10 protein-coding genes are annotated in these 22,171 nt (G+C 64.4%); 4 read left to right on the top strand and 6 right to left on the bottom strand.

Annotation, left to right across the window (positions count from 1 at the left end; all coding sequences use genetic code 11):
* Positions 1 to 46: 46 nt before the first annotated feature.
* On the bottom strand, positions 47 to 3,055 hold the full coding sequence (locus EJA05_RS22370) for a membrane-targeted effector domain-containing toxin (protein WP_223811869.1): 3,009 nt from the start codon (positions 3,053 to 3,055) through the stop codon (positions 47 to 49).
* 139 nt (positions 3,056 to 3,194) lie between these two features.
* Here EJA05_RS22370 and EJA05_RS22365 point away from each other — a divergent pair, with 139 nt between their 5' ends.
* Together EJA05_RS22365 and tadA are read left to right on the top strand one after the other, a co-directional pair.
* Positions 3,195 to 4,577, top strand: a complete 1,383-nt coding sequence (locus EJA05_RS22365; protein ID WP_125859980.1) for a multicopper oxidase family protein — start codon at positions 3,195 to 3,197, stop codon at positions 4,575 to 4,577.
* The gene (gene tadA / locus EJA05_RS22360; RefSeq protein ID WP_125859978.1) at positions 4,577 to 5,056 is read left to right on the top strand and encodes a tRNA adenosine(34) deaminase TadA; all 480 of its coding nucleotides are present in this window, start codon (positions 4,577 to 4,579) and stop codon (positions 5,054 to 5,056) included. The genes EJA05_RS22365 and tadA overlap by 1 nt, the downstream gene beginning before the upstream one ends.
* Before the next feature lie 77 nt (positions 5,057 to 5,133).
* Here the strand turns inward: tadA and mltF are convergent, their stop codons facing one another.
* Entirely contained in the window at positions 5,134 to 6,591 is a 1,458-nt protein-coding gene (gene mltF / locus EJA05_RS22355; RefSeq protein ID WP_110993284.1) for a membrane-bound lytic murein transglycosylase MltF, read from the bottom strand.
* A gap of 290 nt (positions 6,592 to 6,881) precedes the next feature.
* Here mltF and purL point away from each other — a divergent pair, with 290 nt between their 5' ends.
* Both purL and EJA05_RS22345 read left to right on the top strand, forming a co-directional pair.
* Positions 6,882 to 10,781, top strand: a complete 3,900-nt coding sequence (gene purL / locus EJA05_RS22350; protein ID WP_125859976.1) for a phosphoribosylformylglycinamidine synthase — start codon at positions 6,882 to 6,884, stop codon at positions 10,779 to 10,781.
* A gap of 2 nt (positions 10,782 to 10,783) precedes the next feature.
* Positions 10,784 to 11,095 (top strand): NGG1p interacting factor NIF3, encoded by a 312-nt coding sequence (locus tag EJA05_RS22345; RefSeq protein WP_125859974.1) that lies wholly within the window; start codon positions 10,784 to 10,786, stop codon positions 11,093 to 11,095.
* Positions 11,096 to 11,353: 258 nt separating this feature from the next.
* Here EJA05_RS22345 and EJA05_RS22340 read toward each other — a convergent pair whose 3' ends face one another.
* The 4 genes from EJA05_RS22340 to EJA05_RS22325 all read right to left on the bottom strand — a co-directional run bounded on the left by EJA05_RS22340 (position 11,354) and on the right by EJA05_RS22325 (position 22,014).
* Positions 11,354 to 13,411 carry an HET-C-related protein gene (locus EJA05_RS22340; RefSeq protein ID WP_190306018.1) on the bottom strand — a complete coding sequence of 686 codons (2,058 nt, stop codon included), beginning with the start codon at positions 13,409 to 13,411 and terminating at the stop codon, positions 11,354 to 11,356.
* Between the two features lie 201 nt (positions 13,412 to 13,612).
* A complete protein-coding gene (locus tag EJA05_RS22335) occupies positions 13,613 to 15,646 on the bottom strand; it encodes a PhoX family protein (protein WP_125859970.1) in 2,034 nt (677 codons plus the stop codon).
* A 140-nt stretch (positions 15,647 to 15,786) separates the two neighbouring features.
* The gene (locus EJA05_RS22330; RefSeq protein WP_125859968.1) at positions 15,787 to 20,307 is read right to left on the bottom strand and encodes a hemagglutinin repeat-containing protein; all 4,521 of its coding nucleotides are present in this window, start codon (positions 20,305 to 20,307) and stop codon (positions 15,787 to 15,789) included.
* A gap of 27 nt (positions 20,308 to 20,334) precedes the next feature.
* Positions 20,335 to 22,014 carry a ShlB/FhaC/HecB family hemolysin secretion/activation protein gene (locus EJA05_RS22325; RefSeq protein ID WP_125859966.1) on the bottom strand — a complete coding sequence of 560 codons (1,680 nt, stop codon included), beginning with the start codon at positions 22,012 to 22,014 and terminating at the stop codon, positions 20,335 to 20,337.
* Between the last annotated feature and the right edge of the window lie 157 nt (positions 22,015 to 22,171).

The following is a 22,171-nucleotide window of genomic DNA, read 5'->3' as shown; positions in this document are numbered from 1 at the left end:
GTGCGCTATGCAGCACACTTGTCGGCATTGCCCGGTTTATTGGTCCTCAAGTGCCGATGTAGTGCATTCCGCGCAGCGCGAGGAAGGTGTGCAGGTCGGCGAGCTGCGGCAGCCGACGTTCATGTAGCGATCCCCATTCCGGTCGTTCGATGTAGATATAGCGGCCTTCGCGTTTGATCAGGGTGCGTCGCAGGGTCATGTCACGGCCTCTGCTGACCACAACCGAATTGCCACCTTCATGCTCGAGGGTGTAGTCGCCTGGGTGTGGCAGTAGCGTATCGAGGTCTTGGGCAGCCGAGCGAGATGTGTCCACGGCCGCCCGCAGGCGCAGGTCGCTCTTGACTCGGGATACCCGGCCGTCGGCGATGTCGAGCCCAGGATCGGTGTCGAAGCGGTCCGGCTGGCCTGTGGGTACATCCTCGACACGCAGGCCGATGGCACCTTCCGTCTCGGCAAGCCCTGCGACCCCTGCGAATGAATTGGCATGCGTGTTGCCCACCAGGGCCACCCACCTCCCCGGGCCGCGTACCGCCTGATCGGCCTGGATGATGCGGTGGGCGAAGAAGTTCATCATTTCCTGGCGCGCCACCTTGGACGGCGCGGTGGACCATTGCTGTTTGTAGCTCGCCATGCAGTCGATGGATTGGATCCGTACGCCGTTCTTTTGTGCCGCTACCAGTACCTGGCGGAATGTGTAGCGGCCCGAGGGGTCGGTAAAGTGGCCTCTGTCCTGGCTGCTGACATAGGTATCCAGGTCCGGGCTCATCTGGCCGGTGCGGTTGAACATGTCGAGGTCGGCCTGCTGGAAATCGGTCTGGAAGTGCTCCATGTACAGCGTTTTTACCTTTAACTTGCGCAGCAAACTCATGTTGTCGATCAGCAAGCGCTTGCTGCCGATACCGCTGTGGGCTTCCCCGACGACCAGGCCATTGGTGTTGTCATAGATCTGTCTGAACAGGTCTTTGGGTGTCGAATTGGCGACAGGCTCAGGTATCCGTGGTCGCGGCGGCAGTTCAGGCGCCTGCATGAACCTGGCCGCGTCAGCCGCCAATTGCTCGCGCAATTCGAGGAAGTGTTGAATGGCCGTATTGCGCTGTGGATTCATGATGTCCAGCCGGTCACCAGTGAGCTCCAGGTCGGTGACCGCTCTCAAGAGCGGGCGCTGGTTCGCCGGAACCTCATAAGGCGTCTCGGGAAGTGCAGGCAGGCTGGCCCCGTTGCCGGTGCGCCCCCAGACTTTCAGTCGCGAGAGCCCGCCTCCATTGAGACCCAGGCGTTCGAGGGGATACCACTGACCGTCGTCTGCCAGGCGAATGCCTTGGCTCTTGTAGAAGGAGAACGGGTTTTCGGGGTCGACGATGGTCCAAGTCTTCAGCTCGTTCACATAGCGCACCTGGTAGGGCAGCTCGTCGACCAGCACGTAGAATTGGCCGTCCTGGGTGTAGACGCCTTCGAGCACGCCGGAGCCGGGTTCGCCGGTGAGCAGCACGTTGGTTTCGAAGGGGGCCAGCAGCTCCCAGCTCTGACCCGGCCAGAAGGGGCGAGGCACCCAGGCATGCAGGTCATCCGCCTCAATGGCGCGATCCTCCTCCTGGGCTTGCGTCTCGTCTTGCTCGGATGAAGCGGCATCTTCTTCGATGCTGCCCGTTTCTGCGGCCTCGGCAGACTCTCCCAGCTCTGCCAGAGGTTTGCCAGGGGCGCCGCGTAGGAAGGTGGCATTGAACAACGTATTGATGGCGGCGAAGATTGCGCCTGTGACGCCAGCCTTGCGGTCGCGCGTGGTATGGCCATTGATCGCCTGGTCGATGTTCAGGCCGGTCTCGGCCAGGCCCGCGCCGACCACCGCCAGCGCGACGGGCCAGTCCACCGCAGCCATAGGCCCGAATACCCGCGCGAATGCTCTCAGGTAGCCGATCCACATTTGCTTGCGCAGGTCGCTGTTGGTGCGCAAGGAGAAGTACGCATCATCCAGCATGCGCTGGTGAGCCTTGTCCCGTAGCCAGCTGAACGCGTCGCCCTGGATCGTCAGGTCCAGCGTATTCAGGCCCGAGTAGTCGCTTCTGCCCCAGCCTTGGTACAGCAGGTCGACCAGGTGGTTGAGCCCGACATTGCTGTCGCCTTCTTCGCGATCTGCAAGCGAGAAGTGCCCCATGAAGCGGACGCGGTTCTCGGCCTGGTTGTTGTGATTGAGCACCCACCAGAACAGTTCGTTGCTGTCCGGGAATAGCTGCAGGGCATCGACTTCGCCGGGTAAGTAGAGCAATTGCCGACCGTCTTGCATTTCCACCCGCAGAATATCGGTTGCCACATGGCCGCCGATATCCAGGGCGCACAGGCGAATTTCTGGGCTTGGGACGACTTCCTGTTGCAACTGTTCCTGGGTGGGTGGCCAGAACTGTCCGCCAACGAGGGCCTGCGAGACCTCGCCGCAGCACCGGGCAAGCGCCGAACCCGGGTCGTGGGCGCATACTTCCAGCACCTTGCTCAGGAAGTTGGCTTTAGCCAGGGTGCGGAACTGTGTCGACTGCCCGGACCAGAACGCGCTGAGGTGCTTGTTGAAGTCGGCGGCAAAATCGATGCTCCAGAAGTAGTCCATGACTTGCCTGGCATCGAGCCTCACTTCGTTGTGTTCGTCGTACACACCCTTGTCCGGCCCATCGCTGTAGAAGCCGACCAGGTAGCCGAGCAGGTCGGCATTGTCCTGCTCGCTGACGTTGAAGCGATGCATTACCAGCTGAGGCAAGGTCAGCGACTGGTAAGGGGTTTCGAAATGCTGCCATCCATTGAACGTCCTGGGGCTGCTGACGGCCCTTTTGAATCGATGCAGAAAAACTTTGTCGGGGTCCAGCGAGCGCAAGCCGTTGCGTTCGAGGACCTGCTGCGCGACATGGCGCGCCATTTCGCGCATGTCCGGGCAGTCTGCGATCAGCTGGCTTGCCAGGTTGTGCAGGGCTTTTTGCTCATTGGTATGCATGGGGTCGAGTGACATTGCTTTTATCCGTGTGGGAGGTACGGATGTCAGCCTGTCGGAAGCGTAGCCATGCTGGTGGTACATATTGCTTGGGGCCTGGACAGGCTCGGGCTTAAATGTGTCCTTTCACTTAATATTTCGCAAATGCAGGTGTATCGTATTCGCCCTTCATCGCCGGCCACTGCCGGTGTACTGATTGTGCAGAAACGAGGTACCCGCACCGATGTCCTTTACCCGTCGACAAATGCTCAAGGGCCTGACCGGGCTTGTGGTGGTAGGCCTGGGCGCCGGGGGCGCGGCGCGCTACTGGCTGGGCAAGGTCGAGGATGACAACGCCGGGCACGACTACGAGCTGATCGCCGCCCCCCTGGATGTCGAGCTGGTGCCGGGTTTCAAGACCGAGGCCTGGGCCTTCGGCCCGTCGGCGCCGGGTACCGAGCTGCGGGTACGTCAGGGCACCTGGTTGCGGGTGCGCTTCATCAACCACCTGCCGGTGGAAACCACCATTCATTGGCACGGCATCCGCCTGCCGCTGGAAATGGACGGTGTGCCTTATGTATCGCAGTTGCCGGTCAAGCCGGGCGAGTACTTCGACTACAAGTTCAAGGTGCCGGATGCGGGCAGTTACTGGTACCACCCGCACGTCAGCAGCTCCGAGGAGCTCGGCCGTGGGCTGGTCGGCCCGCTGATCGTCGAGGAGCGCGAGCCGACCGGCTTCGCGCATGAGCGCACCCTCAGCCTGAAAAACTGGCATGTCGATGAGCAGGGCGCCTGGATGCCGTTCAGCGTGCCGCGCGAGGCTGCCCGCAATGGCACCGCAGGCCGGCTGATCACCATCAATGGCCAGGCCGACTCGGTCACCGAGCTGCCGGCCGGGCAGGTGGTGCGGGTGCGCCTGCTGAACCTGGACAACACCTGGACCTATCGCCTCAACCTCAAGGGCAACTGCGAGGCGATGATCTACGCCCTCGATGGCAACCCGGTCACGCCGCGCCCTCTGGACGACGATTACTGGCTCGGGCCGGGCATGCGTATCTGCCTGGCCATCCGTATCCCAGAGGCGGGCGAGGAGGTTTCCCTGCGTGACGGCTTCGTGCGCCTGGGTACCCTGCGCTCGGTGGCCAGCAACCAGGCGCCGGGCGACTGGCCCAAGGCGCTGCCGGCCAACCCGATTGCCGAGCCGGACCTGCAGAACGCCGAGAAGCTCAACTTCAACTTCGAATGGGTCGGCAAGGTCTCGGTGAACACCGACAACGGCAAGCCGCCGAGCCTGTGGCAGATCAACGGCCAGGCCTGGGACATCACCGACAAGACCTGCGCCGACCGGCCGATCGCCACGCTGCAGAAGGGCAAGAGCTACATCTTCGAGCTGAAGAACATGACCCAGTACCAGCACCCGATCCACCTGCATGGCATGAGTTTCAAGGTGATCGCGTCCAATCGCCGCAAAATCGTCGAGCCGTGGTTCACCGACACCTACCTGCTGGGCAAGAACGAGCGTGCCCAGGTGGCATTGGTGGCCGATAACCCGGGGACCTGGATGTTCCATTGCCATGTCATCGACCACATGGAAACCGGCCTGATGGCCGCGATCGCGGTGGTCTGATGCGCCCACAGATCATCGATCGCAGCCGCGATCAGGAATTCATGCGCCTGGCGCTGCAACTGGCCGCCGAAGGCGCAAGCCTGGGCGAAGTACCGGTGGGGGCGGTGCTGGTGCAGCACGGCCAGGTGATCGGCCAGGGCTTCAACCGGCCGATCGTCGACAGCGACCCCAGTGCCCATGCCGAGATGGTTGCCATCCGTGCTGCGGCGAAATCCGCCAGCAACTACCGGCTGCCGGGCAGCACCCTGTACGTGACCCTGGAGCCCTGCAGCATGTGTGCCGGGCTGATCGTCCATTCGCGAGTGGCGCGGGTGGTGTTCGGGGCGCTGGAACCCAAGGCCGGCATCGTGCAGAGCCAGGGGCAGTTCTTCGGGCAGGGCTTTCTCAACCATCGGGTGATGGTCGAGGGCGGGGTGTTGGCCGAGGAGTGCGGGGCGATTCTGAGCGCGTTCTTCAAGGCCAGGCGGGCGAAGGGGTAGCTCTGGCAGTCTTGTGTCGCCTGTGCCGGCCCTTTCGCGGGTAAACCCGCTCCCACAGTCGCCATGGGAAGCCGGAATTACATCGCCGGCGACTGCTCCGCCGGCTTGTCCTTGTTCACCCCTGGCACATGCAGGTTGCCTTCGGCCACCTGGCCTTCGAGCTGCGGCTGGGTCACCCAGGTGAGGATGTCGTAGTAACGGCGGATGTTGGCCACGAAATGCACCGGCTCACCGCCGCGGGCATAGCCGTACTTGGTCTTGCTGTACCACTGTTTCTGCGACAGGCGCGGCAGCATCTTCTTCACGTCCAGCCACTTGTTCGGGTCGAGCTTTTCGCGCTTGGCCAGGGTGCGGGCGTCTTCCAGGTGGCCACTGCCGACGTTGTAGGCGGCCAGGGCGAACCAGGTGCGGTCGGGCTCCTTGATGCTGTCGTCGAGCTCTTCCTTGATCTTCATGAAGTACTTGGCACCGCCCTGGATGCTCTGCTTGGGGTCGAGGCGGTTGGACACCCCCATGGCCTGGGCGGTGCGCTGGGTGAGCATCATCAGGCCGCGCACGCCGGTCTTGGAGGTGACCTCCGGTTGCCACATGGATTCCTGGTAGCCGATGGCCGCCAGCAGGCGCCAGTCCACTTGCTCGACCTTGGCGTAGCTCTTGAAGTGCTTCTCGTACTTGGGCAGGCGCTGCTGCAGGTGCTGGGCGAAGGTGTAGGCGCCCACGTAGCCGAGTACATCGACGTGGCCGTAGTAACGGTCTTTCAGGCGCTGCAGGGTGCCGTTCTTCTGCGCCTTGTCGAGGAACTCGTTGACCTCGTTGAGCAGGCTGTTGTCGTCACCGGCGGCCACCGCCCAGCGTTGGTCGCGGCTGTCGCCCAGGTCGAAGGCCACGCGCACGTTGGGGAAGTAGACCTGGTTCATCGCCAGCTCATTGGAGTCGACCAGGGTCAGATCGATCTGGCCTTCGTCGACCATGCGCAGCAGGTCGACCACTTCGACGGCGTCGGACTCTTCGTATTCCAGCCCCGGGTTCTGCTTTTTCAGTTCCGCCAGCTGGTCGGCGTGGCTGCTGCCCTTGAGCACCATGATCTTCTTGCCCACCAGGCCTTTGGCGTTGGTGGGGCGCGAACGGCCATTGCGGTAGATGACCTGGGGCGTGACTTCAAGGTAGGGGTGGGAGAACTTCGCCTGGGTAGCGCGCCGCTCGCTGCTGACCAGGCCGGCGGCGGCCAGCACCGGGCCGGACGGCTTGCCCAGCTGGTCGAACAGTTGGTCGAGGTTGTCGGCGGTCTCGATCTGCAGCTTCACCCCAAGGTCATCGGCAAAACGCTTGACCAGCTCGTACTCGAAGCCGGTTTCGCCGTTGCGGTCCTGGAAGTAGGTGGCCGGGCTGTTGCGGGTAATCACGCGCAATACGCCGTCCTCCTTGACGCGTTCGAGGGTGCTGGGTTTTTCAACGCAGGCACCGAGCATCAGGAAGAGTCCGGTTGCGAAGAGCCATTTGGCGCAACGCTGGCGCAAAGCAGTGTGGGCGAACATAGCGTGCAGTATACGCAAAGGACTGCTGGCGCCATATCTCGACAATGGTTGGCAGGTCTGCTAGCTAGCCTGAGCTGCAAGTGACAAGCTGCAAGCTGCAAGCAAAAAGCAGGGCATGCATGCTCGCTTTTTTCTTGTGGCTTGGAGCTTGCAGCTTGCAGCTGCTTTTTTGACCCCGAGGTCCGGTTCCACCGCCCGGCACCATTGGCTTAGAGCGGGTGCCGAAAGCCTGCAAATTAGGCTAGAATGCACGGCCTCTAAGCACACCCCTTCCTGAGGCTGTCCCGACGATGTTGATCCTGCGCGGCGCTCCTGCCCTTTCTGCCTTTCGCCACGGTAAATTACTCGAGCAACTGAGCCAGAAAGTCCCCGCTGTTACTGGTTTGTATGCCGAATTCGCCCACTTCGCCGACGTCGACGGCGAGCTGACCGCCGACCAGCAGCAGGTGCTGGGCCGTCTGCTCAAGTACGGCCCGAGCGTGCCGGTGCAGGAGCCGACCGGTCGTCTGTTCCTGGTGGTCCCGCGCCTGGGCACCATCTCGCCCTGGGCCTCCAAGGCCAGCGACATCGCCCACAACTGCGGCCTGCAGTCGATCCAGCGCCTGGAGCGCGGCATCGCCTACTACGTCGCCGGTGAGCTGTCCGACGCCGATGCCCAGCTGATCGCCGCCGAGCTGCACGACCGCATGACCCAGCGCGTGCTGGCCAAGCTCGAAGGCGCCGCCGATCTGTTCAGCCACGCCCAGCCCAAGCCGATGACCTCGGTCGACATCCTGGCCGGTGGCCGCGACGCGTTGGCGCAAGCCAACATCGACCTGGGCCTGGCCCTGGCCGAAGACGAGATCGACTACCTGGTCAATGCCTTCCAGGGCTTGAAGCGCAACCCGAACGACATCGAGCTGATGATGTTCGCCCAGGCCAACTCCGAGCACTGCCGCCACAAGATCTTCAACGCCAGCTGGGACATCGACGGTCAGTCGCAGGAAAAAAGCCTGTTCGGCATGATCAAGAACACCTACCAGATGCACAGCGAAGGCGTGTTGTCCGCTTACAAGGACAACGCCTCGGTGATCGTCGGTTCGGTGGCCGGCCGCTTCTTCCCGAACCCTGAAACCCGCCAATACGGCGCGGTGCAGGAGCCGGTGCACATCCTGATGAAGGTCGAGACCCATAACCACCCGACCGCCATCGCCCCGTTCTCCGGCGCCTCCACCGGCTCCGGCGGCGAAATCCGCGACGAAGGCGCCACCGGCCGCGGCGCCAAGCCCAAGGCTGGCCTGACCGGCTTCACCGTGTCCAACCTGCGTATCCCGGGCTTCGAACAGCCATGGGAAAAAGCCTATGGCAAGCCGGAGCGCATCGTCGACGCGCTGGACATCATGATCGAAGGCCCGCTGGGCGGCGCTGCGTTCAACAACGAATTCGGCCGCCCTGCGTTGACCGGCTACTTCCGTACCTTCGAGCAGAGCATCAACACCCCCCACGGCGAAGAAGTGCGCGGCTACCACAAGCCGATCATGCTCGCCGGCGGCATGGGCAACATCCGTGAAGACCACGTACAGAAGGGCGAGATCACCGTCGGCGCCAAGCTGATCGTGCTCGGCGGCCCGGCCATGCTGATCGGCCTGGGTGGCGGCGCCGCTTCGTCGGTGGCCACCGGCGCCAGCTCTGCCGACCTGGACTTCGCCTCGGTACAGCGCGAAAACCCGGAAATGGAGCGCCGTTGCCAGGAGGTCATCGACCGTTGCTGGCAGCTGGGTGACAAGAACCCGATCGCCTTCATCCACGACGTGGGTGCCGGCGGTATCTCCAACGCCTTCCCTGAGCTGGTCAACGACGGCGGCCGCGGCGGGCGCTTCGAACTGCGCAACGTACCCAACGACGAGCCGGGCATGGCCCCGCACGAGATCTGGAGCAACGAATCCCAGGAGCGCTACGTGCTGGCGGTCAGCGCCGAAGACTTCGAGCGCTTCCAGGCCATCTGCGAGCGCGAGCGCTGCCCGTTCGCGGTCGTTGGCGAAGCCACCGAAGAGAAGCACCTGACCGTCACCGACAGCCACTTCGACAACACCCCGGTGGACATGCCGCTGGACGTGCTGCTGGGCAAGCCGCCGCGTATGCACCGTTCGGTGACCCGCGAAGCCGAGCTGGGCGATGAGTTCGACCCGAGCACGCTGGAGCTGGCCGATTCCGTCGAGCGCGTCCTGCGTCACCCGGCCGTGGCCAGCAAGAGCTTCCTGATCACCATCGGCGACCGCACCATCACAGGCCTGGTCGCCCGCGACCAGATGGTCGGCCCGTGGCAGGTCCCGGTGGCCGACTGCGCCGTCACCGCCACCAGCTTCGACGTCTACACCGGCGAAGCCATGGCCATGGGCGAGCGTACTCCGCTGGCACTGCTGGATGCCCCAGCGTCCGGCCGCATGGCCATCGGCGAGACCATCACCAACCTGGCCGCCTCGCGCATCGAAAAACTGTCCGACATCAAACTGTCGGCCAACTGGATGTCCGCCGCGGGTCACCCGGGTGAAGACGCCCGCCTGTACGACACCGTCAAGGCCGTGGGCATGGAGCTGTGCCCTGAACTGGGTATCACCATCCCGGTCGGCAAAGACTCGATGTCGATGAAGACCAAGTGGAGCGATGAGAGCGGCGAGAAGAGCGTTACTTCGCCAATGTCGCTGATCATCACCGGCTTTGCCCCGGTCACCGACATCCGCAAGACCCTGACCCCGCAACTGCGCATGGACAAGGGCGAAACCGACCTGATCCTGATCGACCTGGGGCGTGGCCAGAACCGCATGGGCGCCTCGATCCTGGCGCAGACCCACGGCAAGCTGGCCAGTGCCGCTCCTGACGTCGACGACGCCGAGGACCTCAAGGCGTTCTTCGCCGTGATCCAGGGCCTCAACGAAGACGGTCACCTGCTGGCCTACCACGACCGTTCCGACGGCGGCCTGATGACCACCGTGCTGGAAATGGCTTTCGCCGGCCACTGCGGCCTCGAGCTGGAACTGAACACCCTGACCAGCAAGCGTGAAAAGGTTGCTGCCATCCTCTTCAACGAGGAGTTGGGTGCGGTGATCCAGGTGCGTCAGGACGCCACCGGTGAAGTGCTGGCACAGTTCAGCGCCGCCGGGCTGGGTGAAGACTGCGTCGCGGTGATCGGCCAGCCGATCAACAATGGTGAAGTCCTGATCAACTTCGAAGGTGAAGAACTGTTCAAGGGCGATCGTCGTCTGCTGCAGCGCCAGTGGGCCGAGACCAGCTACCAGGTCCAGCGCCTGCGCGACAACGCCGACTGCGCCGACCAGGAATTCGACCTGCTGCTCGAAGAAGACAACCCTGGCCTGTCGGTCAAGCTCGGCTACGACGTCAACGACGACATCGCCGCGCCGTACATCAAGAAGGGCGTGCGCCCGCAAGTGGCGATCCTGCGCGAGCAGGGCGTCAACGGCCAGGTCGAGATGGCAGCCGCCTTCGACCGCGCAGGCTTTGCCGCGATCGACGTGCACATGAGCGACATCCTCGCCGGCCGCGTCGACTTCGAAGCCTTCAAGGGCCTGGTGGCCTGCGGTGGCTTCTCCTACGGCGATGTACTCGGTGCCGGTGAAGGCTGGGCCAAGTCGGCGTTGTTCAACGCCCGTGCCCGCGATGCCTTCCAGGCGTTCTTCGAGCGTACCGACAGCTTCGCCCTGGGCGTGTGCAACGGTTGCCAGATGATGTCCAACCTGCACGAGCTGATCCCGGGCACCGAGTACTGGCCGCACTTCGTGCGTAACCGCTCGGAGCAGTTCGAGGCGCGCGTGGCCATGGTCGAGGTGCAGAAGTCCAACTCGATCTTCCTGCAGGGCATGGCCGGTTCGCGCATGCCGATCGCCATCGCCCACGGTGAAGGCCATGCCGAGTTCGCCAGCGAAGAGGCACTGCTGGAAGCCGACCTGTCCGGTTGCGTGGCCCTGCGCTACGTCGACAACCACGGCAAGGTCACCGAAGCCTACCCGGCCAACCCGAACGGCTCGCCGCGCGGTATTACCGGCCTCACCAGCCGTGACGGTCGCGTGACCATCATGATGCCGCACCCGGAGCGTATGTTCCGTGCCGTGCAGAACTCCTGGCGCCCGGACGAGTGGCAGGAAGACGCGGCCCTGATGCGCATGTTCCGTAACGCACGCGTCTGGGTGAACTAAGGGTGCACAAGCTCGCCTTCTTCGTCCCCGACAGCCATGTCGAGGTGGTCAAGGCCGCTGTGTTTGCCGCCGGTGGCGGACGCATCGGCGACTATGACCACTGCGCCTGGCAGACCCTCGGCCAGGGCCAGTTCCGCCCGTTGCACGGCAGCCAGCCGTACCTCGGGCAGGCCGGCCAGGTCGAGGTGGTCGAGGAGTGGAAAGTGGAGCTGGTGGTGGCCGACGGGCTGATCATGCAGGTCGTCGACGCGCTCAAGCGCAGCCATCCGTATCAGACACCGGCTTTTGAGGTCTGGCAGTTGCTGGACCTTTGAGCCGAGATTTGAATGGGCCCCAAAAGGGTGGGCACAGGCTAATGCCAGTCAGTTAGCGCTTCATTGCACTTATTTGGGCTGCTCTGCAGCCCTTCGCGGGTAAACCCGCTCCCACAGGTTTCGCGCCAGCTTCAGGCTTTGCGAGATCCTGTGGGAGCGGGTTTACCCGCGAAGGGCCGCAAAGCGGCCCAAATTGGCTTAACTGACCGACATTAGGCCATAGGCCCACCCTTTTTTTGTGCTCAAAGGTTATTGCAATCAAAAGAACGGGAAGAGATTTCTGAAACTTTCGCTGGTCTTGATCGGCGTGTAGTTCTTGTTCTCATCAAGCTCGCGCAGATGTTCCCGTGCATGTTTCTCGTAATTGTCACGCAGCTCGTCGAACAGGCTGGAAGAGGCTCCCCGCGCAATTTCCTGTTCATGGGTACTTGCCCATTCGGCGACGATTGCATCCTGCCAGTCGGTGTCATAAGGGTGCTTGATGAAGGCGGTGGCCTCTTCTGAGGGTGGCAGTGCCAGCTCACCCCTCCAGTACGCCTGCATGTGACCACCCAACTGTCGTACTGCCTCCTTGGCGAGCAACATCGCCAGTTCGTGGAAGGGGTGGGTGTCGTGATCCTTGGCCAGCTGTGAGTGGGTCGGGTCTACGCCCGGCGTAGTGTTGGGGTCATCACCAAACTCTGTCTGGAAATCGTCCACCAGGTCGCCGAGTTTTGTCAGCAGTGACTGGAAGACCTGGTTGCAGTAATGGCCGACCACCCGCAACGGCAGGGTCACTGCCCAATACGCATGATGGGCAAAGCGGAACAACGGGTTATCGGCGAGGTTGTCGCGCAGGGCCAGCAGTCGTTCCAGTGCTTGCAGCCACATGGGATTTTCCTGCTCGCGGAGCAGAATCAGCATCACCTTCTCGGCATCGCTACGGTAGCCACGTTCAATGTCCTCGAACGCCGGAGGGGTGGCGGGGAACATCATCTTGCCCAACGGTTCGGCGACACTGGCGAGGATGTCGAAACCGCTGAACAGGCCGGTAACCACCGGCAGGCCATGTCTACATTCGGCTTCTGTTGTCCAAGGCAGTACCTCCGTATAGCCAAGCTTGCGCAAGCTAAGCTCGACGAAGTTGGAGTGGGCGAAATAATCCTCAACGATATGCAGGGCTTCGCCGAAATGCCGAAGGCGATCTGTTTTTTCGCTGGAGTACCCAGCCCTTTGGATGTGGTGATGCAGGTTAGTGATCGGCCCATCCATGTAGCCCTTTATCGATTGATAGGGATAGACCATGGTCGCGTAATCACCTGGCCTGACTGGCGCTTCGAAATCCTTGTCGATTTCCCTAGGGTCGAGGGGCATCTCGCTATGGTCGGTGGGGTTGTCGATGTGTTCCGACGGGCGATACACCCCGAGCAGCTCGGTGGTCACCCTGTAGGCTTCGCGCCCCTCCTCGGTGTTCTGCAGGCCGTTGAACGCTTTGAGTGCCAACAGGTCGACGATCTGGGTGAGGACGTCTCTGGAGATCTTCCTGGGGAATTGCTTGGGGGCACCTTCGGGGCGAACGAGCTTGGGGTCGATCAGTTGCGAATGGTCGCGTAGCCAGTTGCCGAAGTAGACAGCCTGGACTTCCTGCGCACTGAAACCGACTTCCCTCAGCACCTGCGCGATCGTTTCGTGGCCATCTTCGCCTGCGGCGAACCGTGGTTGTGGCCCGACACGACGCAGTTCCGGGATCACTGCTTCGACAGGGGGCGCGTCGCTCACATCCAGTGCCAGTGTCAGTTCTTCCCCGGCAACGGTGAAATAGCCGAACACCGTGCCGTTCTCGGGTGAGCTGTCGATGAAGGTCATCATGCTGGCGTATCTGCCGGCAACTTGCTGCGCTTGTTCGGGTGTTTCTGGCGACAGATCGCTCTCGCCCATGGCGTGGCGCTCGATCTGGATCAGGTTCGCCAGATGGCTACCAAAGGCGCCGAGCAGGGCCAACAGGAATTCGGGTGTGTCTTGTGGGTTGGCGAGCACCCGGTCGATGGCCGACTGGTCGATGAAGATGACCTGCAAGTCGTTGTCGTAGCGGGTGATGGTGTCTTGCTGCGTCACCACCTGGTATGCAGGGTTGGTGAGGGTGCCTTCAAGTATGTCGGTGCGCAGCTTGAGATAGACCTCAGCCGGTACTTCCAGGCCGAACACCGGCATGAAGGTGAGCATGAAGTCGAGCTCCGGGGTATCCATGGCAAACACGGTAAGCTGGTCGTGAGCGAAGGAACTCTCGAAAACGGGTGCTTCTTCCTCGTACATCGTGGCGTTGTTCATGTCGTGCATGTCGCGTCCTCTCATCAAATGTGTAGGACGTTCAGCGTGATGGTTCACAAGCACCGGAAGAATATGGAACTGGAACCTACAGTGACGCGGGAAACATCTTTCTTGGTGTTCATCCAGGTCTGAGTCGGCTGGCCGCAGCAACTGGCGACCTTGCCGTCAGTTGCTGCCATGTGGCCTGTTGCAAGCGATTTACCGCGCCTTTCAGGCGATGCCGATCTCCCCGCCGTCGTTACGCTGGATCACCACGGTCGAAGAGCGTGGGCGCACCTTATCGCCGGCCGGCGTGGCATCGGTGGCGATCCCGCTGGCTGGCCAGTTTTCCGGGTGCTGGATGTTGACGAACAGGGTCTTGTTATCCGGGGTGAAGGCGATGCCCGTCACCTCGCAGCCATTGGGCCCGACGAAGAAGCGCCGCAGGTCCGCCTGGTTGCTGGGGTTGACCGGTATCTGCTTGCCGTTGCCATCCACCAGGTCGGTGGGGATCACCGCCAGCAACTGGTCGTTGGTGTAGCTGGTCACGCTCTGTTCGCCGTTGTCGGTCTCGAACCACAGCACGCCACGGCTATCGAAGCGCATGCCGTCAGGGCTGGCGAACTGGTTCATCTCGGTCAGGCCGGAGCGGTTGATGTCGGGGCCGCCGGCGGCGTTGGCGCCGAACACGAAGATGTCCCAGGTGAAGCGCTGGTGATCGTCGCTTTCGTGCCAACGGATGATGTGGCCGTGGCGGTTGGGGCCGCGCGGGTTGGCCGCATCGACCTTGTCCGGGCTGCGCGCGCTGTTGTTGGTCAGGGTGAGGTAGGCGTCGCCATTGAGCGGGTTGACCGCGGTCCACTCGGGCCGGTCCATCGGCGTTGCGCCCACGGCGTCGGCGGCGCCACGGGTATTGAGGATGATGCCCGCCAGGTCACCGTAACGTGCCCCCAGGGTGGCGCCGTCGGTCGTGGCGGATACGGCATCGAGCAGCAGCCACACACCCTTGCCGTCGGCATCGAACCGCGCCACGTAGAGCTTGCCCTTGTCCAGGTACTTGGCGCCGGTGGCCAGGCGGTCGGCAGGCTTGGCGTCGGCAGGGTCCCACGGCGCGTCCGAGACGAACTTGTACAGGTACTCGTTGTTGGAGTCGTCGCCGCTGTACCAGACCAGCGGCTTGCCGGCCACGGCCAGGCCCGGGCAGCAGCCCTCGTGGCGGAATCGGCCCAGCGCGGTGCGCTTCACCGCCCGGCTGGCGCTGTTGTATGGGTCGATCTCGACGATGTAGCCGTAGGTGCTGGCCTCGTTGCGGTAGTCGTCGCTGGCGCTGGCACCGCTTGGGGTGAGGTTGAAGCGGGCGAATTCGTCGTCGAACTCGCTGGCGTCACCGGCGGCGGTTTCCCAGCTGTACTGGCCCGTGGTGGCGGAGACGCCGATGCGTACCTGGTCGGCGGGGCGCGTGGCGGTGTTGACGAAGATGCCCGGCCAGTTCTCCTCGCAGGTCAGGTAAGTGCCCCATGGGGTGTAGCCGTTGCCGCAGTTGTTGTTGGTGCCACGGCATTCCACGCCACTGGGCGAGAAGCGGGTCTTGACGTGCTCTGTGCCACGCAGGGGGCCGGCGATGTCCATCACCGTGGCGGTGGTGAAGCGCCGGTTCAGCGGGTCGTTGTCGACCACCTGCCAGCGCCCGCTGACCTTGCGGATGCGCACCACGCCGGCGCCGTGGGCGTTGATCTCCTTGCGCACCTCTTCGGCCGGGCGTTTGCCGCCGACCGTGGTAGGGCCGGCCGGGTGCAGGGCGGCGGTGTCGATGTATTCGAAGTTGATCGCCAGCAGGCCGTCTTCGGAGCTGCCATCGATGGGGAAGAAATGCATGCCGTCATGGTGCATGCCCATGGCGTTGGCCTGGTCGGCGGCGCTGTTGCTGCCGTCCGCTTGCCAAGGTTTGCCGCTGCTGTTGAGCGGCGTGCCCCAAGGCGCCAGTACATAGGCGCTGTAGCCGGCGGCGACGACGCAGGCGTCGGTGCGCGAGCCCTTGATCGATTGGAAGCCAAGTTTGGGTGTGGCAGGTTTTGGCGTGGGGGCAGGGGTGCTGGCGCCGCTGTCGAAGCAGCCGGTCAGGCCTGCGCCGGCGATCATGGCGATCGCCGCGCCAAGGCCGCCGCGTACCACGGCCCGACGGCTCAGGTAGGCGTCCATGATGCTGGCCATCGGCAGGTTTCCGCTCAGGTTGCGGTCCAGGTTGTCGCCGCTGTCTCGACTCATCAGGTGTCCTTTTATCCGAGTTGAAGCAAACGCAAACTGTAGGTCGCAAACATGACGATCAGTTTGCAGAAAGGTTACCGGGGCGCGGGGCCCCGGCGATTGCTGCGCATGCTTTGTTTCTGCATGTTTAGCCGTGATGGCTACGGCTTGCCGTCGATTCGTGATGCCCACTCGGCATCACGGCTGTGGCCACTGGTACGCAACAGGCCCAGGTCAAGCGGGTTGTCGCCCTCGGCGGCGCCTTTGCCTCTGGTGCTTTCGAGCACCGCGGTGCCCAGGTCGATCGGCGAGTTGGACGCGTCCAGCGACAGGTCGCGGCGATAGTCACGACCGCTCAAGGTCTCGCGGGTGACGCTGCTGCCGCCCAGATCGACGCGGCCTTCGCTGGCCAGCAGCCTGGCACCGGTCAGGCGGGTATCGCCTGCCACTTTCAGGTCGATGCCCTGGGTGCCGGCGAGGGTGGTCTGCCGGGTGACGGTGTCACGTTGTTGATGGCTGACTTCCACCTTGAGCGTCGGCGACAAGGCGGGCTCCGACTTGGCCAGCAATTTGCCCGCCTTGTCGCGCACCTTGCCGCCAGCCGGCCCGGCCAGTGCGCTGACCGCGTTGATATGGCCCTGCGGGTTCTTTTCCTGGCTGAGGCGCCCGTCGACCTTCAGTGCGAGGCTGTCGACTCGGTCCTTGCGGCTGGCGACCAGCAAGTCACCGCCCACCTTGCCACGGATGCGCTCGGCATCCAGGCGCGCGCCTTCGATACGTGAGTCGCCACGGCTGTGCAGGTCGATTTCCCCGGCGTTCAGGGTGCTGTCGTGCCAGGTCTGGTTGTCGCGCCTGTCGAGTGCCACCTGCACCCGTCCGTGCAGGGCGCGCACATCCTTGTCGCGGGCTTCGCCACGGTTCAGCTTGAAGCCGGCCCCAGCGGTGATATCGCGATTGTTGCGGTGCTCCTGCTGGCTCGATGCTTCGATCAGCAAACCGCCATTCCTGGCATCCAGGCCGATCCGCGCGGCGCTGGCCTGCAGCCCCTGAACCTGCAAGGCGACGTCATCACGGGCCAGGCTTGTGAACTGCAGCGCAGCGTTGCTGGTGAAGCGGGCATCCACGGCCTGAAGGTCATGTTCATCCACCTTGGCACTGGTGAAATGCCCGCCCAGGTTACCGCCCTTGCCTGCACCGATTGTGCCGGCGATTTCCAGCCCGCCACCGAGGGTGGAACCGCTGGCCTCATGGCTTTCACTGGCGGCGCCAACGGTCAGCAGGCCGTCGCTGTGCAGCGTGATATCGCCGTTGGCATCGATGCGCGTGCCCTCCAGGTGCAGGTTGGAGGCGCTGCTGAGCTCGACCGCGCCTTTGGCGTCGACCTGGGCCACTTGCGCCTTGGTGTCTTCGCCTTGCCGCCAGCTGTGATCGAGGTAGCCACGCAGGTCGAGGCCTTGGCTGCCGGGGCGGTTGCCGCCCTTGGCCCAGAGGCTGGCGTCCAGCTGCGATTTGTTCTGCGTGGTGCTGTCATGGGCCGCAGCCAAGGTCAGGTTGCCGGTGCTGGCCAGGTTGACCGCGCCATCGCCACCGTTGAAGCGCGTCCCTTCATACCGCCCATCGCTGCCCAGTTGTACCTGGATACCGGTTTGCCCATACAGGCTGCCGGGGCGGGCGAGGGTAGTGGTCTGCTCATGCGCCAGGGTGCCGCCTTTGCCTTCGAGGCGGCCGTTGATGTCCTGCCCGGTGCTGGTATCCACGCGCAAGCCGCCGTCGACTGCCAGGCGTCGCACTTCGTGCTGCAGCTCGTCGCTTGCCGCAAGCAGTTGATGCGTGTCGGCCTGGATCTGCAGCGGGCCGCTGCTGGCGCTGTAGTGGGTGCCTTGGTCATCGATACGCTTGGCGTCGATACGCACCGTGGCGCCACTGAAAGTGCTGGCCTGGGCGCTGCTGCTGGTGTCGGTCTGGGTGCGGGCAAGGTGGTTTACGTTCAGGTCGGCGCCGACACTGGGGGGCGCCAGCGCGTCCTCGATGCCGGGCTGCTGGAAGCGCGCGGCTTCTTCGCCGTTGATCAGGCGCTCGACAGGCCGGGAAATATCGCGGTACTCGAGGCTCGCCCCCAGGCTGCCCTGCCAGTGGTTGCTGCGCTGTTCGCGGGTCGTGCTGTTGTGCGCGGCACCATTGTCGATGCGCGGGGCGTTGACCAGCAGTGTACCTGCGGCCTCGACACTGGCCGCTTCGCTGGCCAGGTGCGGGGTGTCGATGCGCAGGTCGCCAGCGGCCTTGAGTTCGCTGCGTTGCAGGGTGCTGCTGGTTTCGCGCTGGCTGTCCTGCTTGCGGTGGCCGTAGAAGGCACTGCCGATGCGGTCGATGCCGCCGGTCAAGGCAAGGCCGCCGCCGCTGCGAGTGTCGATCGTTTGGTTGTCCTCGGTATGGCGCGCGGCGTCGAGAACCACCTTCTGCGCCTGCAGGTTCAGGTCCCCGGAATTGGCCAGCACCTGTGAGCCCGTGACGTTCAGCTGTCCGCCGCTGTGCAGGTCAACGGCAGCGCCGCTCAGCGTGCTGGCGACCTGCTGCGTTGCCGATTGCCGCTCGTCGACCTGGGCAACCTCATAGCCGACCCTGGCGTCGTACTGGCGCGAGTCCGGCTTGCCGTCCTGCGCCAGCCGGGTTTGCTGGGCGCTGGCGGTCAGATAGCGATGTTGGCTGGAGCGTTCACTGCTGTGGGTGGCTTGTGCACTTTCGATGTCGAGGTTGCCCTTGGCATCGAGCTCCAGTTTTTGCCCGGCACTGAGGGTAGCCCCTTGCACCTTCAACTCATCGGCGCTGGCCAGGCGCAGGTTGCTGGTGGAGCGCAGGTCGCTCTGCAGCACCTGTTGCGTGTTCTGCCGGGTTTCGCTGCTCTTGCCGAGCAGGCCGAACACTTTGCTGTCACTGGCGTTTTGCTGCGATTGGCGGGTGCTCTTGGCGGCCTCGACCGTCAGCGAGGCCTTGTCGCTGTACAGCACGGCGTCGCCGCCACTGCTGACCGTGCTGCCGCGGATGGCCATGCTGTCGGCACTGACACTGAGCTTGCCTTCGGCGCGCAGGCTGCTGCCGCTGGCCTGGCTGCCCTGGGTCTGGTCGCCGTTGCGCTTGCCGAAGAAGGTGCCGGACACCAGGTCGCCGCGGTAGTCGCGCTGGTTGCCACTGTCCTTGAGCGCCTGCTCGCCCACCTCGACCTGGCGTGCCTGCAATTGCAGGTCGCCCTGGCTGTGCAGGGTGCTGGCGCGAACCCGCAGGGCATTGGCGGCGCTGGCCACGATCTGCGCGCCCTGGAGGGTGCTGGGGCTGGCCTTTTCGCGGTATTGCTGGCTGTCGCTGTCGCCGCGCCAGAGGTGTTTGCGATGGCGCACCTGCTCGTCGACGGTGCTGCTGTCGACTGCGGCGTCGATTGCCAGGTCGGCACCGCTGTGCAAGGCCAGCGTGCCGCCGGCCTGCAGATGGGCGGCGCTCAGTTGCAGGTCGTCGCGGGCGTCGAGCGTGAGGTTGTCACTGGCCTGCAGGTCCGAGCCCTGTTGCGCAAGGTCGGTCTGGGTGCGTTCGCGGCTGTAGGTTTCGCTGGTGACGAACCACCATTTCTTGTCCCAGGCCTCGCGGTCTCGCTGCACCTCTTCGCGGGTGGCGGCATCCAGGGTCAGCGTCTGCCCCGAGCGGGCGTCGATGCGCTCGGCCTGGCCACGGGTGGCGGTCAGTTGCAGGTCGCCGGCGGCGTCCAGGGTCAGGGCGCCGCGGGTGCTGGTCAGGCTGGCCTGGTGCTGCCCGGTGCCTTGCACGCGCAGGTCGCCGGCGGAGCGGATGGTCAGCCCGTCATCGGCATGCAAGGCCACGTCGCCGACCTTGACGCCTGCGCCTTCGGCGCTGCTCAGCACGCGGATGCGCCCGGCACGCATGGCCCCGAACAGGCTGGCGTCGATGCTGCCCGGGGTGCCTGGCAGGTGCTTAAGTACCTCGCCGCTGGCAGCGTCGAGGCGCTGGCGGCCGACCTTCAGGTTCAGCTCGCCCTTGGCCTCGAGCGGCCCGACGCTTTCGATACGCGGGGCGATAAGGTCCAGCGCGCCTTCCTTGTTGGACTGCCCTCCCGCCAGTACCTGCAGCGCGCCCTCGGCCTCGAGCGTATCCAGGTACTTGAGCTGCTGGTCTTCGATGACCGGGGTGCCGACCAGCATACCGGCGCGGGTGGTGTTGATGAAGCTGCCGCCGTTGAGGGTGATGCCGTTGGGGTTGGCGAGGATGTAGTCGGCCGCACGACCGAAGATTTCCTGTGGGCCCTCAATCAGTGAGGCGTTGCGGCTGATCACTTCGTTGAGGATGGTCGAGGCGGCCTGGCCCTGGAACTGTGGGTTGGCCGCCAGGGCGCCGGCCAGTTGCGACTGGCCGGCGTGCACGGCGTTGTTCAGGACCAGGCCCTGGTTGCCGACGTTGTAGTCGAGGAACTGGTTGTGCGACAGGCCGCTGGCGTTGGGCGCAACGATATCGATCAACGGGACGCCGTGCGCCTCGCTGACCAATGGCGTGCCGCCCGGGCCGGGGGCAGGTTGCAGCGGGCCAGCGGCCAGCAGCGTGGGCGAGGCGCACAGGCAGAGGAACATTGCCCAGCGCAGCCGGTCAGGGTGCAGCGGGCGGGGATGTTCGGACGGTTTCATGGTGGTGCTCTCCTTTCGGTGGATGAATCAGAGGTTCAAGGTCCACTCCAGGCCCCAGAAACCGGGCTCGAGCGCGTGGCGCGGGCGATCGCTGGCGTACAGGGCGCGTTGGTAGTCGAGGCGTATGCGGTTGCCGGGCAGGCTCAGCTCCAGGCCCAGGGTGCCGCCGGCCAGGCGCTGCGAAGGGCTGCCGTGGTCGAAGCGGGTCCAGCCCAGGTCCAGGCCCAGATAGGGGCGCAGTTGCACGGCGGTGGATGAAAGGAGGTCGAAGGGGTAGCTGAGGGTATTGCGCCAGACGGCCCCGCTGGCGCCGGAGACGGTGCGCTGGCGCACGCCGCGGACACTGTTGTTGTCACTGAGCAGCAGCTGCTCGATGGCGGGCAGCGGGTCGGGGCTGTATTGCAGGTTCAGCTCGCTTTGCCAGCGCCAGGGATGCCCGGGCGGTGCCTGGGCCAGATACAGCAGGCTGGCGCGGTACTTGCGAAAGTCGGGTTTCGGGGCGCCGGGGCGCAGCGCGCCGCGGTCGGCGCCGAGTGCGTCGAGGCCTTGGCTGACCCCTAGTGAGGCGCTCCAAAGCCCATGCTCCAGCCACAGCAGGTTGAGGCCGGCGTCGAGGGTGGTGAGGGTCGGGCTTTGCACCGCCAGGCGCTGGCGTTGCAGGTAGTTGTCCAAGCGTTTGTGGTCCAGGCGCAGGCCGGCGCTGAGCATGCCCTGCTGGTTGCGCCACAGTACCCGCTCGCCGCTCAGGCCCTGGAACTGGCTGCCTCCGCTGGCCTGGCGCCCGCCGGGCAACGGTGAGTGATAGCGCAACTGGCTGACGTTGAGCGCGAAGGACCAGGGGCCGTAAGGGATGCTGTAGTACAGGCTCAACCCCTGGCTGGCGCCGGGCGCCTGCAGCACGGTCGAGAACAGCGCCACCCGCAGGTCGTCGTTCAGCCCCAGCGGGCTGTCCAGGCCGAGCCCGAGGTTGAGGCGTTGACGGCCGGTCAGTGGGCTGCCGCGGTTGTCGAAGCGGCTGTCCAGGTGCCAGCGGGCGCCGACCTGGTGTGGGACTATGCGCACGCGCGTCGCCCCGGCCACCTCGCCGGGCAGCAGGTCGGCGCCAAGCTCGTAGGCCCGCAGGCGATTGAGCTGGTCAAGGCCTTGCTCCAGGTCTGGCAGGTGCAGTGGCTGGCCGAGCAGGCCGGGGAAGGCACCGCGCAGCGACAGCGGCAGCTCGTCGCCAGCCAGTTCGATGGCTTCGACAAAACCTTCGACGATCAGGATGTCCAGTGGCAGGCCGGGCTGCGGTGCCTGCAGCAGAAAGGGGCGCGCAAGTGGATAGCCGGCCTGCACATAGCGTTCGGTCAGCGCCCTGAACAGCCGGTTGACGGCCGCCACGTCCATGCAGGGCAGCACCAGCGGGCGCAAGGTGCGTTCGAGGTCGCTGGCCGAGAGGCGGCGATTGCCGCTCATGCGCGCCCCCGACACTGGCCAGCAGGGGCTGCCGGCATCGTCTGGCGAAGTGCCTCGCGGCATGCGGCTGGACGGCTGGCGGTACTGCCAGCGTTGCAGCCGCTGGCGCTGCTCCAGTTCGCGTATCGACTGCTGCTGGTCGCGCAGTTGCAGGCTGGCCGGGTCTTCTGCCGCGGCAGCCGGTACGCTGCACAGGCTCAGCAGCAGGCAGGCGAGGTACAGCGGGATGGCACGACGGAGGTTGGTCGGCATGGCGAAATCCGGCAATTCGTGTACGAAGGAAGTACTCGTTTGCGTGGATTCTATGAATCTGGCTAGCCGATTAGATGCGGTCTCGCGCCCATCTGAATGCCAGATGGGTGGTGAGAATGTGTAGGGGATTTCCTAGGAAATTGCGCCGACGGGGCGG

Source organism: Pseudomonas oryziphila, from assembly GCF_003940825.1.
In the GTDB taxonomy this organism is placed as follows: Bacteria; Pseudomonadota; Gammaproteobacteria; order Pseudomonadales; family Pseudomonadaceae; genus Aquipseudomonas; species Aquipseudomonas sichuanensis.
The sequence above is the reverse complement of the archived record's forward strand: the minus strand, read 5'-3'. Positions and strand labels throughout refer to the sequence as shown.